The sequence below is a fragment of the Phenylobacterium sp. genome, assembly GCF_025351295.1.
GTDB lineage: Bacteria > Pseudomonadota > Alphaproteobacteria > Caulobacterales > Caulobacteraceae > Phenylobacterium.
Window position 1 is genome coordinate 20,721 of the sequence record NZ_JANXWD010000039.1, and the last position, 14,968, is coordinate 35,688.

The window sequence follows — 14,968 nt, forward strand, 5'->3', positions numbered from 1 at the left end:
CGGATGAGGATCGCCCTAAGCAAGCGCCGCGCCGTACAGCCGCTCGTGCAGGGCGCGCAGGATGCCGGCCGTGGCGCCCCAGATGTAACGCTCGTCGTGGGTGGTGGCGTAGAAGCGCCGCTTCTCGCCGGTCGGCAGTTCCCGCTCGTGTTCCTCGTAGTTGGCCAGGTCCATCAGCCAGCTGAACGGCGTCTCGAAGATGTCGGCCACCTCGCCCGGATTGGCGGTCAGGGTGAACCCCGGCCGCACGAAGGCCACCACCGGGGTGATCAGATAGCCAGTGCCGGTCTGGTAGGGCGTCGAGAGGCCCACGGGGCTCACGAAGCGCGGCTCAAGGCCGACCTCCTCGTGGGCCTCGCGTATCGCCGTCTCGACCGGGGTCTCGCCCGGGTCCTGGCGACCGCCCGGCAGCGCCGTCTGGCCAGTGTGGTTGCGCAGGGTGTCCGAGCGGCGGGTCAGGATGACGGTGAGGTCGTGGTCGCGCTGCACCAGCCCGATCAGCACCGCGGCCGGGGTCAGCGTCTCCACCGGCATGCCCAACCAGCCGCCGGGCGTCAGGTCATAGTCGGACTTCCGCTGCCCGCCTTCGCAGGCATGGTCGCCCAGCGGGTCCAGGTGCTCGGCGATCCAGTCGCGCAGCGGATGCGGCGGCGAGACGTCGTTCACAGGCCGCTCGCCCCCGCCGGGCCCAGCGCGAACCAGGCTCCGTTGGAGGCGACTCCGAGGCCGGCGCCGTCCGGCGTCGCGCGTTCGTCGGCCATCTCCACCAGCTCGTAGAACACCGGCCGCGAGATCAGCGCCTCCAGGCCGCGGCGGACGTGGACGTAGGGACGCGGCGCGCCGTCCGCCCCCATGTCGACGCGGATGGGGTTGTCCGGCCCCGCCTCGACCGTGTCGCCGACATTGGTGAGGAATTTCAGCGCCTCGCCCTCACGGTCCACGCGCACGGCGACGAACGGCGCGTCCTCGACCGTGATCCGCAGCTTCTCGACCGGGGTGACCAGGTGGAAGCCGTCAGGGTCCTTGCGCAGGATGGTGGAGAACAGCCGCACCAGGGCCTCGCGCCCGATCGGCGAACCCTCGTGGACCCAGCCGCCGTCCTTCCTGATAACGATGTCGATCTCGCCGCAGTGGGCCGGGTTCCACAGGTGCACCGGCGGCAGGCCACGGCCCGGCGCCTGTTTCGCCGCGGCGATCACGCCGTCCAGGCCGGGCTGCTGCAGGATCTCCGCCATCCGGCAAAGGTAGGCGTCGCCGGGAGTCGGCTCAAGCCGCCCTGACCGCCCCAGTCAGCGGCACGTCCGCGAACGTCCGCGCCAGGACCCGCTTGGGGTCCACCGGGCCGGGCATGCTGACGTCGGGCGCGATCGCGAAGCCCACGCGGGCAAAGAACGCGACGTCGCCCACCAGGGCCACCGCGGCCTCGCCGGCAGCCTGGGCGGCGGCGCAGGCGTGCTCGACCAGCTGGGCGCCGAGGCCGTGCTTGCGCTCGGTCTCCTCGACCGCCAGGGGGCCCAGGAAGACGATCGGCTGGTCGCCGACGCTCACCCGCCACATGCGCACCACGCCCACCACCTGCCCGGCCTCCAGCGCGCAGAACGACAGTTCCGGCGCGAAGTCGGCGAACTCGCGCACCCGCTCCGACACCTTGGAGAAGCGGCCAGGGCCGAAGGCGCGGGTCAGCAGCGCCTCGATCTGGGTCGCATGGGCGGGGGTTTCATGGGCGAGGATCAGCGCCGGCGCGGGCCGGCAGGGCTGCAGGGACATGGGCGGATCTCGGATGCGATGACGACGGTGCGGGCCGGGGCGGAAATGCCTCCGGCGGCCGGGGGTTCAGTTGGCGCTAGGCCAGCGGACGTCGTCGCATCGGAAGGGCCCTCCGGGCCATGGTCGGGAGGGCGCAGATAGGGGCATAGAGGGCCGAGGTCAACGCCTTCAGCTGCGCCCGGCCAGCGTCATCAGGTCCGGCTGACGGTTGACCCCGGTCTTGGCGTAGACCGACTTCAGGTGGGTCTTGGCGGTCCCCAGGCCAACGCCGAACAGCTCCGCGTAACCCGGCAGGGACCCGCCGTCCGCCAGGTAGATGGCCAGCCGCGCCTCGGTCCGGGTCAGCCGAAAGGTGAGGGTCAACCGTTGCAGCCGCTGGGCTTCGCGGGCATCGAGCGCCACCTTGAGCACCTCGATCCGGCGACGGATGTCGGGGCTGGCGGAGCGCAAGGCCTCCCGGAGCCGCGGGACGATGGTCGGATAGAGCTCAGAATAGGCCGGCGGAACGCCTATTGGGATATCGTCGGTCTTGGCGCTATCGTTGTCGTCCATCGGGGCTCTCTCTCGACGGGGCGGCGGCATCATGGACCTGACTTCGGCTGCGGGCCAGCTTGAGCCCGGCGTGCGCTTGATCGACATGGAGGCCCTGGCCGCGCCGATCGGCCGCGTCCGGGCGACGTTGCGCCGGCTGCGGATTCGCCGCGACCAGTTCGCGGAGGCGGTGGTGCTGCAGCACGGCCTGAGGCTCTGGCTGACGGATCGCCCCGCCGCCCTGGCCCTGCTCCGACGGGCGCGCCTGTCGATGCAGCGCGAAAGTCCGGCCCTCAGCGCCATCATCGAGGCCAACGCCGTGCGGGTCGCCCCACCGCACCCGCCGCTCGCCGGGCCGCCCGTGCCCTGCGAGTGGTTCGCCCCGCACAAGGGCGCGCCGCGCGGGTTCGTGTTCTATGTCCACGGCGGCTCGTTCATCGCTGAACGCAGCGCCCGCCTCACCGCGATGGTGGCGCGGTTTGCCGCCCACGCGAACGCCCGCGTGTTCACCCCCAACTACCGCCTCGCCCCGGAGCATCCCTGCCCGGCCGCGGTGGAGGATATCGTGGCGGCCTTCCAGTGGCTTCGCGCCACCTGGCCCGATGAGCCGGTGGTCGCCCTGGCGGATTCAGCCGGCGCCTCGGTGCTGACGGCCGCCCTGCAATTGACCCGCGACGCCGGCGAGGCGATGCCGCAGGGCGTGGTGCTGCTGTCCCCCTGGATCGACCTGTCGCTGCAGAGCTGGTCGGTGGTCGCCGCCTCCATGGGCGCGACCAGCGGCACCAACATGGTGCACCTGGGCCTGATGACCCACCTCTACCTGCAGGGCCGCTCGGCGACCGATCCGCTGGCCTCGCCGCTGTTCGGCGACTTCGCCGACTTCCCGCCGATGCTGATCCACGCCAGCAAGGGCGACATCCTCTACGACGACGCCGTGCGGCTGGCCGAGCGGGTGCGCGACGCCGGCGGCGACCTGACCGTGCGCCTTTGGGAGGCGGAGACCCACGTCTGGGAACAGACCTCGTCGGCCAAGGCCCGGCAGTCGATCGAACTGGCCTCGGGGTTCATCCGCCGCTGTCTGGACTGACCCCTGACGCAAACGCAGGCGTTGCCGCGGACCCCGGCGCAGGTCAGGTTCGCGGGGCGCCATGACCGACGCTCCCACCCGCGAACCCGTGCCGTCCGCCCGCGCCCTGCTGAAGGAGCGTGACTACATCCTGTTCTGGGGCACGCGCTGGACCGGCGGGTTCGCCGCCCAGATCCAGAGCGTGGCCATGGGCTGGCAGATGTACGCCCTGGCTCGCCAGACCCACTCGGTGAACGAGAGCGCCCTGATGGTCAGCATGCTGGGCCTGGCCGCCTTCGTGCCGGTGCTGCTGCTGACCCTGCCAGCCGGCGAGGCGGCGGATCGCTACGACCGCAAGAAGCTGCTGCTGCTGTGCCTGAGCGGCGAGATCGTCAGCGTCTTCACCCTGGCCATCGCCACCGTGAACGGCTGGGCCTCGCCGGTGCTACTGATGGCGATCTCGGCGCTGTTCGGGGCCAGCCGCGCGTTCTTCGCCCCCGCCAACACGGCGCTGGGGCCGATGCTGGTGCCGCGCAAGCTGCTGCCGCGCGCCATCGCCTGGAACTCGCTGGCCTGGCAGACCGCCTCGATCCTGGGACCGGCGGCCGGCGGCCTGCTGGTCGCCCGCTCGGCCCAGACCGCCTATTTCACCACCTTCGTCCTCTACGGCCTGGCCGGGGTGCTGGTGTTCTCGATCCGCGGCAACGCCAAGCCGGCGCTCAATCCCGGCTCGCGCTGGCAACTGATGAAGGAGGGCCTGGCCTACGTCTGGCGCCAGAAGATCGTGTTCGGCGCGATCTCGCTGGACCTGGCCGCGGTGCTGCTGGGCGGGGCTACCGCCCTGTTGCCGGTGTTCGCCCGCGACGTCCTGCACGTGGGCGCCCAGGGCTTCGGTGTCCTGCGCTCCGGGCCGGCGATGGGGGCGACCGTGGTGGCGCTGGTCCTGGCGGCGCGCCCGATCCGTCGCAAGGCCGGGGTCTTCATGTTCGGCGGCGTGGCCGTCTTCGGCCTCGCCACCGTGGTGTTCGGGGTCTCGAAGTCGCTGTGGGTGTCGGTGGCAGCCCTGGCGGTGCTGGGCGGCGCCGACATGCTCAGCGTCTACGTCCGCCAGACCCTGGTGCAGCTGGTCACCCCCGACCACATGCGCGGCCGGGTGGCGGCGGTCAGCTCGGTGTTCATCGGCGCCTCCAACGAACTGGGGGAGTTCGAGAGCGGCGTCGTGGCGCGGATTCTGGGGCCGGTGCGGGCCGCGATCTTCGGCGGCGTGGGCGCCGTGCTGGTCACCGCCATCTGGGCCCGCTTCTTCCCCGACTTGCGCCGGGCCGACCGCCTCGAATAAGGGTTCTCCCCTTGATTAGGGAGATTGCGGTCATGGGCGCATTGGAAGGCAAGGTTGTCCTCGTCACGGGCGGCGGCAACGGCATCGGGCGCGACTGTGCGCTGATCGCGGCGCAAGAGGGCGCCAAGGTGGTCGTCAACGACCTGGGCGCGGGCCTCAAGGGCGACGACGAAGGCTCCGCCGGCCCCGCCGAGAAGGTCTGCGAGGAGATCCGCGCCGCCGGCGGCGAGGCGGTCTCCAACTCCGAGAGCGTCACCAGCCTGAAGTCGGTCGAGGGCATGGTCGAGCAGGCGCGCGACACCTTCGGCGGCCTTCATGCCGTCATCAACCCGGCGGGGATCCTCCGCGACGTGATGTTCCACAAGATGACCGAGCGCGACTGGGACCAGGTGATCGAGGTCCATATGCGCGGCAGCTTCAACGTCGCGCGCGCCACCATCGAGCTGTTCCGCGAGCAGAACGACGGCGCCTACATGTTCTTCACCTCGACCTCGGGCCTGTTCGGCAACATCGGCCAGGCCAACTACGGCGCGGCCAAGATGGGCATCGCCGGCCTGTCGCGGATCATCGCCATGGAAGGCGCGCGCAACAACGTGCGCGCCAACTGCCTGGCTCCCGTGGCCTGGACGCGCATGACCCAGTCGGTGCCGATCAAGGACGAGGCCGCCGCCGCGCGGCGCGCGGTGATGGCCGAGAAGATCCGCGCCGACCAGCCGGCCCGCTTCTCCGTCGCCATGGTCGCCCCGGCCGCCAGCAACGTTTCCGGCCAGATCTTCGGCTCGTCCGGCGACAACATCATCCTCTACTCCCAGCCCCGCCCCATCGAGACGGTGACCAAGCAAGAAGGCTGGACGGTAGATTCCATCATCAAGGAAGCCATCCCGAAGATGGCCCCGAAGTTCTTCGACCTGAACCGCGCCACCCTGCCCGGCGCCCAGCCCGCCAAGGCCCCGGCCTAGAAACTCCGGCGAGTGTCATCCCGTCTTCGCGTCGCGAAACCGGGATGACACCGGGGATTTGCGGGTCTGGCGCCGCCGTTGCGTCGGGAAGGTCCATGAGCATTGGGCTGTCCCAACCTGACGCAACGACCCGGGTCTCGGCCTTCGCCGTGGCCCAGCGGGCGCGCGCCAACGCCGACCAGGCCCGGGCCGCCGCCGTCCGCATGCGGGCCGAGGCGGCGCGCACCGTGCCGTCCGCCCGCCGGATCGTCGAGAGCCCCGCCGACATCCGCGCCGAGGTCATGGCCGACCGCGGCGTCAACCCCGTCACCCTGCTGCGCCTCGGGCCCCAGTCGCGCATCGAGGCCGAGATTTCGATCGACGCCGAGACCGCCACCCGCGCCCGCCAGGCGCAGATCCGCACGACCGGCAATTTCCTCGACCTGACCGTCTGAGGGTCGCCCGCGCCAGGCCAGGGCCGCCGCGCCAGCCTCAGAGCCGGTGCCGCAGCCGCCAGTCGTCCCGCGTCATCTCCCAGTATACCGAGTGGCGCGTCGTGCCGTCCGGCCGCAGGGCCTCGCGCTCGCCCATGCGCGTGAAGCCGGCGGCGTCGATGCCCTGCTGGGAGCGGACGTTGTCGAGGGCGGCGGTGAGGCACATCATCCGCACCCCCAGGGTCTCGAAGATCCAGCCGAAGGTGCGCGCCATGCCGGCGCCGCCCTGCCCCCCGCCCTGCAGGTCCGCGCGCACGGCGCCGGCCAGTTCTGCCGCCGAGCGTTCCGGCCAGACGGTGATCCGCGAATAGCCCGAGACCTCGCCGGCCGCGTCCAGGTTGATCAGCAGCAGCGCCTCGCCGGCCAGCGCCTGGGCCTGGTTCTCGGTCACCCAACGGGTGATGCTGTCCTCGCCGATCGGCCGCGGCAGGTCGTAGATCGGCCCGGACACCCGCACGTCGGAGAGCAGCGCCACCAGCCCCGGCACGTGCTTCAGCTCCGCCCGCGCCCGGCCCAGGCCCAGGGTCTCCGGATCGACCGCGCGCACCGCCTCGCGGATCGCCTGGGCCTCCTGCTCGGAGACGTCGAGCACGGTTTTTGGCGGCGCGCTCACGACGCGGCCAGCCTTTCCAGCGCCTCTCCGTCCAGCCGGCGCACCGTCCATTCCGTCTTCGCCGAGGCGCCGAGGCTGTCGTAGAACTCGATCGAGGGCTGGTTCCAGTTGAGCACCGCCCATTCCAGCCGACCCAGCTCGGCGTCCACGCACCGCTGGGCCAGCCGGCGCAGCAACGCCTTGCCCGCGCCGACGCCGCGCGCTCCGGTGCGGACGAACAGGTCCTCCAGATAGATCCCCGCCCGACCGCGGAAGGTCGAATAGTTGTAGAACCACAGGGCGAAGCCCACCGGCTGGCCGTCGTGCTCGGCGATCTCGCAGAAGGCGCGCGGATTCTCGCCGAACAGGTCGCGGCGGACGTCGGCTTCCGTGGCCTCCACCTCCTCCAGCAGCCGCTCGTACTCGGCGAGCTCGCGGATGAAGCCCAGGATCAGGGACGCATCGGCGACGGTCGCCACCCGGACGGTCACGCTCATGGGGCTAGCCGATCTTCACGCCGGGCGGCGGCAGCGAGTCCGCCGGCACGAAGAAGTCGGGCATCAGCGGCTGGGTCGGGTCGACCTTGTACGAGTCGAGATCGCGGACGCCCTCGGCGTAGAGGAAGCTGTCGTCGATCAGGAAGTTGCCGCTGAAGCTGGCCGCCGGCTTCTCGAAGATGGCGTGGGCGGCGTCGGCCATGATCTCCACCGTGCGGCAGCGGCGCATGCCCTCATCGCCGCCCAGGGCGTTGCGGATCGCCGCCGTGGCGATGCCGGTGCGCGGCCACAGCGCATTGAAGGCGATGCCGTCGCCCTTGAACTCCTCGGCCATGCCCAGCACGCACATGCTCATCCCGAACTTGGCCATGCTGTAGGCCACGTGGGTCCCGAACCATCGCGGCGCCATGTCCAGCGGCGGCGACAGCATCAGCACATGCGGATTGGCCGCCCGCTTCAGGTGCGGGATGCAGGCCTTGGAGGTCAGGTAGGTCCCGCGCGCGTTGATCTGATGCATCAGGTCGTAGCGCTTCATATCGGTCTGCAGCGTGCCCGTGAGCTGGATCGCCGAGGCGTTGTTCACGCAGATGTCGATGCCGCCGAACTTCGCCACCGCCCGCTCGACGCCGGCCAGCACGCTGGCCTCGTCGCGCACGTCGACGATCAGCGGCAGCGCCTGGCCGCCGGCCGCCTCAATCTCGGCGGCGGCGGTGTAGACGGTGCCGGGCAGCTTGGGATGCGGCTCGGCGGTCTTGGCGGCGATGGCGATATTGGCCCCGTCGCGCGCGGCCCGGAGCGCGATGGCCAGGCCGATGCCGCGGCTGGCGCCGGTGATGAACAGGGTCTTGCCGGCCAGGCTCACAGCCGGGCCCCCGTGGTGTCCTCGGAGACCGCCCACAGCCGCTCGGCCGCCTCGGGGTCCAGGGCGTGCGGCAGGACGCCCGCGAACGGCTTGTCCTGCGTCCAGGCAAGCGCCTGGCTGCAGTCCTCGAGGTAGAGCCCGCCCACGCCCTCCAGTTCCTGGCCCAGGGCCGCCCAGACGCTGGTCGACGCCCCCTGTTCGGTGGACTTGAACCGGTCGCTGACGTTGCCGGCCTCGTCCATCCAGCCGAAAGCGATCATCTCTTCGCGCGGAAGATGCCGCTGCAGCGGGGTCATGATGCCGCCCGGCATCACCGCGTTGGCGTTGACCCCCAGGTCGGCGAACCGCTGGTTGAAGGCGACGGCGAACAGCGCGTTGGCGGTCTTGGCCTGGCCGTAGGACTCCCATTTGTCGTAGGGCCGGGTGCGATAGTGGATGTCGTCGAAATGCACCCCGCCGCGGCGGTGGCCGATCGACGAGAGCGACACCAGCCGGCTGGCCTGGCCGTCATCCGATCCGTTCATCAGCGCCCGCGCCAGCAGGGCCCCCAGCAGGAAGTGGCCGAAGTGGTTGGTGCCGACCTGCATCTCCAGGTCCTGCGGCGTGTACGCCAGCGGACACGCCATGACCCCGGCGTTGTTGATCAGGAAATTGAGCGGTTTGTCGCCCCAGGCGCTGGCGAAGGCCGCCACCACAGGCAGGTCCGAGAGATCCAGCCGGCCGACCGAGACCTGGCCCTTGCCGGCCTTGTTGATCTCGTCGGCGACCGCCTGTCCGGCCGCGAGGTTGCGGACGGCGATCATCACGTCGGCCCCCGCCTCGGCCAGCGCCCGGGCGGTCTCGACCCCGATGCCGGTGGCCGCGCCCGTGACGATGGCCCGCTTGCCGGTCAGGTCCTGGCCGGCGGCGACCTCGCGGGCGGTGGAAGTCGCGCCGAAGGCGGAGGTGATGCGGTCGGTCATATCAGGTCACCTTGTTGAGGTTGGTTGCCCCTATTCGGTAGGGCGCGTTCGGTGTTGTGGCCGTGCGCCTAGGCGGCGGCGCGATACCAGTCGATGCCCGACCCATCCCGTTCCCGCACCGCCTGGCCGCGGGCCATCAGGCAGTTGAGGTGGGCCAGGCTCTCGCCCGTCGCCAGCCCGAGCAGGTTCTGGTCGATGGTGCGCCGGAACAGCACGTGGAACACGTCCACCACCCGCTTCGGCTCGGCGATCAGGGCGTGCAGCCGCTCCAGCCCCCGCTCATGGCCGCCGACCAGGTGGTCGATGCGCGCGTGCAGGCCGTGGAACGGATCGTTGTGCGCCGGCAGCACCAGGACATCGTCCGGGATCCGGTCCTTGATCTGCGCCAGCGAGGTCACCCAGTCGGTCAGCGGGTCGCCGTCCGGTTCGGTCGGGAACACCGAGACGTTGGACGAGATCTTCGGCAGCACCTGGTCGCCCGAGATCATCAGCTTCAGGTCGGGGCAATAGAGGCAGGCGTGCTCGGGGCTGTGACCCGACCCGACCACGATCCGCCACATGTGGCCGCCGATCGTGATCTCGTCGCCATCGTTCAGCCGGTGGAAGCTGTCGGGCAGGGCAAACAGCCCGCGGCCGAACCCGCCGAACCGGGCGCGGTAGTTCTCCAGCGCGTCGTCATCCCACCCGGCGGCGCGGAAGAAGGAGACCGCGTCCTCTGGCGCCTCGCGGCCGGTGTCCGCGGCCAGCGAGCGGCAGGTCATGAACTCCAGCCGGGTGATCCACAGCCGCGCGTCGAACTTCCGCGTCAGATAGCCCGACATGCCGATATGGTCGGGGTGCATGTGGGTGACGAACACCCGCGTCACCGGCTTGCCGCCCAGCGGTCCGGCCAGCGCAGCGCGCCAGGCGTTGCGGGTCTCGGACCCGCCGATGCCGGTATCGACGATGGCCCAGCCCCCCTCACCCTCCGGGGTCTGCTCGGCGATCGCCCAGACGTTGATCCACTGCAGCGCCCCGCCCAGCGGCATCCGCAGCCACTTCACCCCCGGCGCCACATCCACCGCCTCGCCGATCTTCGGCGAATGGTCGAAGGGGTAGTGAAGCTTCGGCCGATGACTTTCCCAGGCCGCCTGTTCGATCCCGTCCCGCACGCCCTGCACTCCCGTCCGTTCAGGCCCCATCTTCGCGCGCCGGCCCTGGGGTGCGCAAACGGCAATGCGCGATGCGTTTGGTTGACCCGGCGTCGTCTTGCTAGGCCTTTTGGGGACGCCATCTGCTGTCAGGGGCGAAGGAGGCCATCATGGGCAAGCTCGCAGACCGTCCCGATCCCGCCCTGGCCGCCCGCCTGGATCCCCTCGTCGATGCCGCCCTCGCCGAACAGCGGATCGCCGGCGCAGTGGTCCTGGTGGCGAAGGACGGCGCCCTGGCCTATGCCCGCGCCGCCGGCCAGTCCGACCGCGAGACCGGCCAGGCCATGACGCCGGACACCATCTTCCGCGCCTCGTCGCTGACCAAGCCGATCGTCACCGCCGCCTTCCTCAGCCTGGTGGAAGACGAGGTCATGGGGCTTGACGACCCGGTGATCCGCTGGCTGCCCGGCTTCCAGCCGGCGTTCCAGGGCCAGGTACCGACCATCACCCTGCGCCAGTTGCTGACCCACACCGCCGGCCTCTCCTACGGCTTCATGCAGCCGGATGACGGGCCCTACCTGACGCTGGGCGTCTCCGATGGCATGGACCAGCCGGGCCTGGGGTTTCCGGAGGAACTGGCGCGGATCACCGAGGCGGGGCTGGTCTTCCCGCCCGGCGCGGCCTGGCTCTATTCGGTCGGTCTCGACGTCCTGGGCGCGGCCATCGAGGCGGCGACCGGCAAGACCCTGCCGCAGGTGGTGGCCGAGCGGGTGACCGAGAAGGTCGGGATGGCCGACACCGGCTTCGGCGTTTCGGATCGCGCCCGGCTCGCCACGGCCTATGCCGACGGCCCGCCGCCGGTGCGGATGGGCCAGACCCACACCGTGCCGTTCGCCGAGCTGTCGGGCATCAAATTCGCCCCCGACCGCCTGTTCGACCCGGGGTCCTTCCCCTCGGGCGGCGCGGGCATGACCTGCTCGGCCCCCGACTTCATCAGCTTCCTGGAGGCGATCCGCACCGGCGGCCGGCCCATCGTCACCCAGGCCACGGCCAGCTCGATGCTGACCAACCAGACCGGCGGCCACCTGATCGTCACCAGCGGCCCCGGCTGGGGCTTCGGCTTCGGCGGTGCGGTGATGCTGGACCCGGTCCCTTCCGAGTCGCCCCTGCCGGCCGGCGCCTGGATGTGGGGCGGGGTCTATGGTCACAGCTGGTTCGTCGACCCGGCCAGCCAGCTCAGCTTCGTGCTGATGACCAACACCTCCACCGAGGGCATGAGCGGCCAGCTCTCCCGGGACCTGATGGCGGCGACCGCGGTGGGCTAGATAGCGAGGCCGAGCCCGGCCCGCGCCGCGCGGGTCAGCTTACCGGCGACCAGGCTGTGGGAGGTGGCCAACCAGCCGCCGACATCCCCGGCGTCCAATCCGTCCAGGTCGACGATCACCCAATGACCCTTGGCGAAATAGGGCGCCTGGCGGCACGGCCCGTCGTCGGTCAGCACCATGAAGCCGATCTCGGTGACCTTGAAGGTCAGGCCGCCGGCCAGGCCGCAGACCGCGAACACCTTGCCGCCCACCTTGTAGACGTCGGCGCCGCCCCACTGGACCATCCGGGTGGCGGCGGGCAGGGCCAGGGCGCAGGCCTCGATCTGCGCCCGCGTCAAAGGCCCAACGCCGCCCGGGTCTTCTTCGGCAGCCGGGCGGCCACCAGGCCGTGGGCCGAGCGGACCCAGTCCTCGACCTCGCCGGCGTCCAGGGGCGACAGATGGTCGAACATCACCCACTTGAACCGCGCCGCGTAGGGGGCCGGCCGCGCCCGCCCGGTCTCGGTCAGGGCCTCGTAGGCGATGTCCGAGACCTTGAGCGACAGGCTGGAGCCCGCCGCGTCGGTGGCGCAGAACATCTTGCCGCCCACCGAATAGACGTGGTCGGCGCCCCACTTGACGTCCTGGGTCACGCCCGGGAGGCCCATGGCGGCCTTGTGCAGCTGGTCCCGGGTCACCCGGTCCCACCTAGGCGCTGACGCCGACGCCGATCGGGCAGGAGACGCCGGTGCCGCCGATCCCGCAGTAGCCCTGCGGGTTCTTGGCCAGGTATTGCTGGTGATAGTCCTCGGCGAAATAGAAGGTGCCGGCCGGGGCGATCTCGCTGGTGATCCGGCCGTACCCCCGCTTGCCGAGCTCGACCTGGTAGGCGGCCCTGGAGGCTTCGGCCGCGGCGGCCTGGGCGTCGCTGGTTACATAGACGCCCGAGCGGTACTGGGTGCCGACGTCGCCGCCCTGGCGCATGCCCTGGGTGGGGTCGTGGCCCTCCCAATATATCTTCAGCAGGTTGGCGTAGGTCACCACCTTGGGGTCATAGACCACCAGCACTGCCTCGGTATGACCGGTGCGGCCGGAGCAGACCTCCTCGTAGGTGGCGTTGGGCGTGACGCCCTGCTGGTAGCCGACGGCGGTCACATAGACGCCGGGGACCTGCCAGAAGATCCGCTCGACGCCCCAGAAACAGCCCATGGCGAAATAGGCGGTCTCCAGGCCCTCCGGATAGGGGCCCTTCAGCGGCTTGCCGTTGACGAAATGGGTCTGGGCCGTGGGGATCGCGTGCGCCCGGCCCGGCAGGGCGGTGGCGGCGGTGGGCAGGTTCATGGGCTTCTTGAAGAACATCGGGCGTCTCCAGCGGGCTGCGGTGGGTACCCCTAGATAATGCGCGCGCCGCCAAATTGCATCTTGCCAAGCTCAACTGAACCGGCGCGACACTCGCGGGAATATATGTCACGTGGCTCGGCAGGAGGACGCGCGATGCAGACGTTCAGGATCATGCTTCTGGCTGGCGCATTCGCCGGGGTCTCGGCGGCGGGCGCGCTGGCTTCGGGCGGCGGCGGGGGCGGCGGCGCGGAGATGCCGTCGGCCTCGGCCCCGATGTATAATCCCGCCGAGGAATACGCCAAGGCGATCAAGGCCATTCAGGCCAAGGACTACAAGACCGCCGCCCGCTCGGCCCAGCACGTCACCGACGCGGCGCCCAAGAACGCCGACGCCTGGCGGCTGCTCGGCGTGGCCAACGCCGGGTCCGAGAACTGGAAGGGGGCGCGAAAGGCCTATGAGAAGGCCGTCAAGCTGGCGCCCGACGACCTGCCCAGCCACGCGGGCCTGGGCCTGGCGCTGGCCAACCTCAAGGACGCCAAGGCGCAGGACGAACTGACCTGGCTGAAGGCCAAGGCCAGCACCTGCAGCAGCGATTGCGACACGGTGAAGTCGCTGGCCGCCCAGGTGGAAGCCGCGCTCGGCGGCGCAACCTCCGCCGGCCAGCCCAGCGCGGCGCTGGAGCAGGGTTCCCTGCTGTTCGCCGACGCCGGCGACCAGGCTTATGTGCAGGCCGTCAGCCTGATCAACGAGAAGCGCTACGACGAGGCGCTCAAGTCGCTGGATGAGGCCCGCGCCGCCTTCGGGCCGCACCCCGACGTGCTGACCTACCAAGGCTATACCTGGCGCAAGAAGGGCCAGTTCGCCAAGGCCGAAGACTATTACAACCAGGCCCTGGCCATCGCTCCCAACCACCGTGGCGCCACCGAATATTTCGGCGAGCTGAAGGTGGAGCGCGGCGACATCGCCGGCGCACGGGTCATGCTGGCGAAACTCGACCGGATTTGCGCCTACGGCTGCGCCGAGGCTGAGGAGCTGCGCCGTTGGATCGACGCCGGCGGCGAGCCCGGGCGCTAGGTCTCGCGGCCGCGCTGGTCGGCGGGGCGGCCCTGGCCGCTGACGCCGGCCCGCCGCTGCGGGCCATGCGCTGGGTTCCACGCGACGCTGACCCGGTGCGGGTCTTCGCGACCCAGCCGGGCGAATGCCTGCGCCTGCCCCGCGACAGCGCCGCGGCTCTGTCGGTCGAGGTCGGTCGCGCGGCCTTTCGCACCCCGGTGCTGCTGGGCGGCCAGGCGGCGCGCGCCGGGCTCTCGTGCGAAAGCTGCCACCGCGCCGGGCGCGACAACCCCGACTTCCAGTTCCCCGGCGCCTCGGGCGCGCCGGGCACCGCCGACGTGACCCTGTCGCTGTTCTCCAGCCACCGGGGCAACGGCGTCCACGACCCCAAGCCGATCCCTGACCTCTCCGGCCCGCGCGACAGGCTGAAAGTGGCGCCCGCCGACCGCCCGAAGTTCATCCACGGCCTGGTCGCCGAGGAGTTCGACGGGCCCGAGCCGACCCCGGCGGTGCTGGCCGGTCTGGTGGCCTATGTGGACGCCCTCGACCCCGCCGCCTGCCCCCGCGCGCCGCGCATGGCGGTCGCCCCCGCCGTGCTGATGTCCGACGCCCGCCGCGCGCTCGACGCCGCGCGCCGGGAGATGGCGCTCGGCGACCGGCCCACCGCGGTGCTGATGGTGGCCGCCGCCCGCACCCGCCTGGGCCTGATCGACGAGCGCTACGCCGCCCTGCCCGCCGAACGCCAGCACCTGCGCAACGCCGACGCCGGCCTGGCCGCCCTCCAGGCCGCGATCCGCGAAGGCGGCCCGGGCGCCGCCGCCGACCTCGACCGTTGGCTCGCCGCCGCCCCCGCCCTTGAAGCCGCCCTGGGCGCTCGCGAACCGCTATCCCTGTTCAATCCCCACCGCCTGGCCAGGGCGACGAACCGCCGCTTGCCCGCCAACCGGTCCTGACGGTATATGCCCGCCTTCCGCCGGGGACCCGCTCCCCCGCGCGGCATAAGGTGCGGTGGCCGAGTGGTTGAAGGCGCACGCTTGGAAAGCGTGTTTAGGGGAAACTCTAACGTGGGTTCGAATCCCACTCGCACCGCCAA

General features: G+C 71.1%; 19 protein-coding genes and 1 tRNA gene. 8 read left to right on the forward strand and 12 right to left on the reverse strand.

Annotation, left to right across the window (positions count from 1 at the left end; genetic code table 11):
* Positions 1–15: 15 nt before the first annotated feature.
* The 4 genes from Q0R13_RS06140 to Q0R13_RS06155 form a co-directional block, all read right to left on the reverse strand.
* Entirely contained in the window at positions 16–666 is a 651-nt protein-coding gene (locus Q0R13_RS06140; RefSeq protein WP_293901034.1) for a CoA pyrophosphatase, read from the reverse strand.
* Entirely contained in the window at positions 663–1,235 is a 573-nt protein-coding gene (locus Q0R13_RS06145) for a DUF1285 domain-containing protein (RefSeq protein WP_293901037.1), read from the reverse strand. The genes Q0R13_RS06140 and Q0R13_RS06145 overlap by 4 nt, the downstream gene beginning before the upstream one ends.
* 31 nt (positions 1,236–1,266) lie before the next feature.
* Entirely contained in the window at positions 1,267–1,767 is a 501-nt protein-coding gene (locus tag Q0R13_RS06150; RefSeq protein WP_293901040.1) for an N-acetyltransferase, read from the reverse strand.
* Positions 1,768–1,935: 168 nt separating this feature from the next.
* Positions 1,936–2,319: a helix-turn-helix transcriptional regulator gene (locus Q0R13_RS06155; RefSeq protein ID WP_293901043.1), complete on the reverse strand. Its 384-nt coding sequence runs from the start codon at positions 2,317–2,319 to the stop codon at positions 1,936–1,938.
* Between the two features lie 31 nt (positions 2,320–2,350).
* On the opposite strand from Q0R13_RS06155, the gene Q0R13_RS06160 reads away from it, so the two are divergent.
* The 4 genes from Q0R13_RS06160 to Q0R13_RS06175 all read left to right on the forward strand — a co-directional run bounded on the left by Q0R13_RS06160 (position 2,351) and on the right by Q0R13_RS06175 (position 6,096).
* Positions 2,351–3,385 carry an alpha/beta hydrolase gene (locus tag Q0R13_RS06160; RefSeq protein WP_293901045.1) on the forward strand — a complete coding sequence of 345 codons (1,035 nt, stop codon included), beginning with the start codon at positions 2,351–2,353 and terminating at the stop codon, positions 3,383–3,385.
* Positions 3,386–3,446: 61 nt separating this feature from the next.
* Positions 3,447–4,703 carry an MFS transporter gene (locus Q0R13_RS06165; RefSeq protein ID WP_293901048.1) on the forward strand — a complete coding sequence of 419 codons (1,257 nt, stop codon included), beginning with the start codon at positions 3,447–3,449 and terminating at the stop codon, positions 4,701–4,703.
* A gap of 32 nt (positions 4,704–4,735) precedes the next feature.
* Complete coding sequence (locus tag Q0R13_RS06170) at positions 4,736–5,662, forward strand: SDR family NAD(P)-dependent oxidoreductase (RefSeq protein WP_293901051.1); 927 nt, start codon at positions 4,736–4,738, stop codon at positions 5,660–5,662.
* Between the two features lie 95 nt (positions 5,663–5,757).
* Complete coding sequence (locus tag Q0R13_RS06175; RefSeq protein WP_293901054.1) at positions 5,758–6,096, forward strand: hypothetical protein; 339 nt, start codon at positions 5,758–5,760, stop codon at positions 6,094–6,096.
* Positions 6,097–6,133: 37 nt separating this feature from the next.
* Here Q0R13_RS06175 and Q0R13_RS06180 read toward each other — a convergent pair whose 3' ends face one another.
* The 5 genes from Q0R13_RS06180 to Q0R13_RS06200 form a co-directional block, all read right to left on the reverse strand.
* The gene (locus tag Q0R13_RS06180; protein ID WP_293901057.1) at positions 6,134–6,748 is read right to left on the reverse strand and encodes a GNAT family protein; all 615 of its coding nucleotides are present in this window, start codon (positions 6,746–6,748) and stop codon (positions 6,134–6,136) included.
* A complete protein-coding gene (locus tag Q0R13_RS06185; protein WP_293901060.1) occupies positions 6,745–7,224 on the reverse strand; it encodes a GNAT family N-acetyltransferase in 480 nt (159 codons plus the stop codon). Before Q0R13_RS06185 ends, Q0R13_RS06180 begins: the two co-directional genes overlap by 4 nt.
* A gap of 4 nt (positions 7,225–7,228) precedes the next feature.
* Positions 7,229–8,086 (reverse strand): NAD(P)-dependent oxidoreductase, encoded by an 858-nt coding sequence (locus Q0R13_RS06190; RefSeq protein ID WP_293901063.1) that lies wholly within the window; start codon positions 8,084–8,086, stop codon positions 7,229–7,231.
* Complete coding sequence (locus tag Q0R13_RS06195; RefSeq protein ID WP_293901066.1) at positions 8,083–9,048, reverse strand: oxidoreductase; 966 nt, start codon at positions 9,046–9,048, stop codon at positions 8,083–8,085. The genes Q0R13_RS06190 and Q0R13_RS06195 overlap by 4 nt, the downstream gene beginning before the upstream one ends.
* 68 nt (positions 9,049–9,116) lie before the next feature.
* A complete protein-coding gene (locus tag Q0R13_RS06200) occupies positions 9,117–10,199 on the reverse strand; it encodes an MBL fold metallo-hydrolase (RefSeq protein WP_293901069.1) in 1,083 nt (360 codons plus the stop codon).
* 149 nt (positions 10,200–10,348) lie between these two features.
* Here Q0R13_RS06200 and Q0R13_RS06205 point away from each other — a divergent pair, with 149 nt between their 5' ends.
* The gene (locus Q0R13_RS06205) at positions 10,349–11,503 is read left to right on the forward strand and encodes a serine hydrolase domain-containing protein (protein WP_293901071.1); all 1,155 of its coding nucleotides are present in this window, start codon (positions 10,349–10,351) and stop codon (positions 11,501–11,503) included.
* Here Q0R13_RS06205 and Q0R13_RS06210 read toward each other — a convergent pair.
* The 3 genes from Q0R13_RS06210 to msrA are packed head-to-tail and all read right to left on the reverse strand — an operon-like array spanning position 11,500 to position 12,840.
* Positions 11,500–11,841, reverse strand: coding sequence for an MmcQ/YjbR family DNA-binding protein (locus tag Q0R13_RS06210; protein WP_293901074.1), 342 nt, complete (start codon positions 11,839–11,841; stop codon positions 11,500–11,502). The genes Q0R13_RS06205 and Q0R13_RS06210 overlap by 4 nt on opposite strands.
* On the reverse strand, positions 11,838–12,179 hold the full coding sequence (locus Q0R13_RS06215; protein WP_293901077.1) for an MmcQ/YjbR family DNA-binding protein: 342 nt from the start codon (positions 12,177–12,179) through the stop codon (positions 11,838–11,840). The genes Q0R13_RS06210 and Q0R13_RS06215 overlap by 4 nt, the downstream gene beginning before the upstream one ends.
* A gap of 10 nt (positions 12,180–12,189) precedes the next feature.
* Entirely contained in the window at positions 12,190–12,840 is a 651-nt protein-coding gene (msrA, locus tag Q0R13_RS06220) for a peptide-methionine (S)-S-oxide reductase MsrA (RefSeq protein ID WP_293901080.1), read from the reverse strand.
* A 135-nt stretch (positions 12,841–12,975) separates the two neighbouring features.
* Between msrA and Q0R13_RS06225 the strand changes: the two genes are divergently transcribed.
* The 3 genes from Q0R13_RS06225 to Q0R13_RS06235 all read left to right on the forward strand — a co-directional run bounded on the left by Q0R13_RS06225 (position 12,976) and on the right by Q0R13_RS06235 (position 14,967).
* Positions 12,976–13,896 (forward strand): tetratricopeptide repeat protein, encoded by a 921-nt coding sequence (locus Q0R13_RS06225; protein WP_293901083.1) that lies wholly within the window; start codon positions 12,976–12,978, stop codon positions 13,894–13,896.
* Entirely contained in the window at positions 13,863–14,828 is a 966-nt protein-coding gene (locus Q0R13_RS06230) for a hypothetical protein (protein ID WP_293901086.1), read from the forward strand. Before Q0R13_RS06225 ends, Q0R13_RS06230 begins: the two co-directional genes overlap by 34 nt.
* A 49-nt stretch (positions 14,829–14,877) precedes the next feature.
* A tRNA-Ser gene (locus Q0R13_RS06235) sits at positions 14,878–14,967 on the forward strand.
* The last annotated feature ends 1 nt before the right edge of the window (position 14,968 follow it).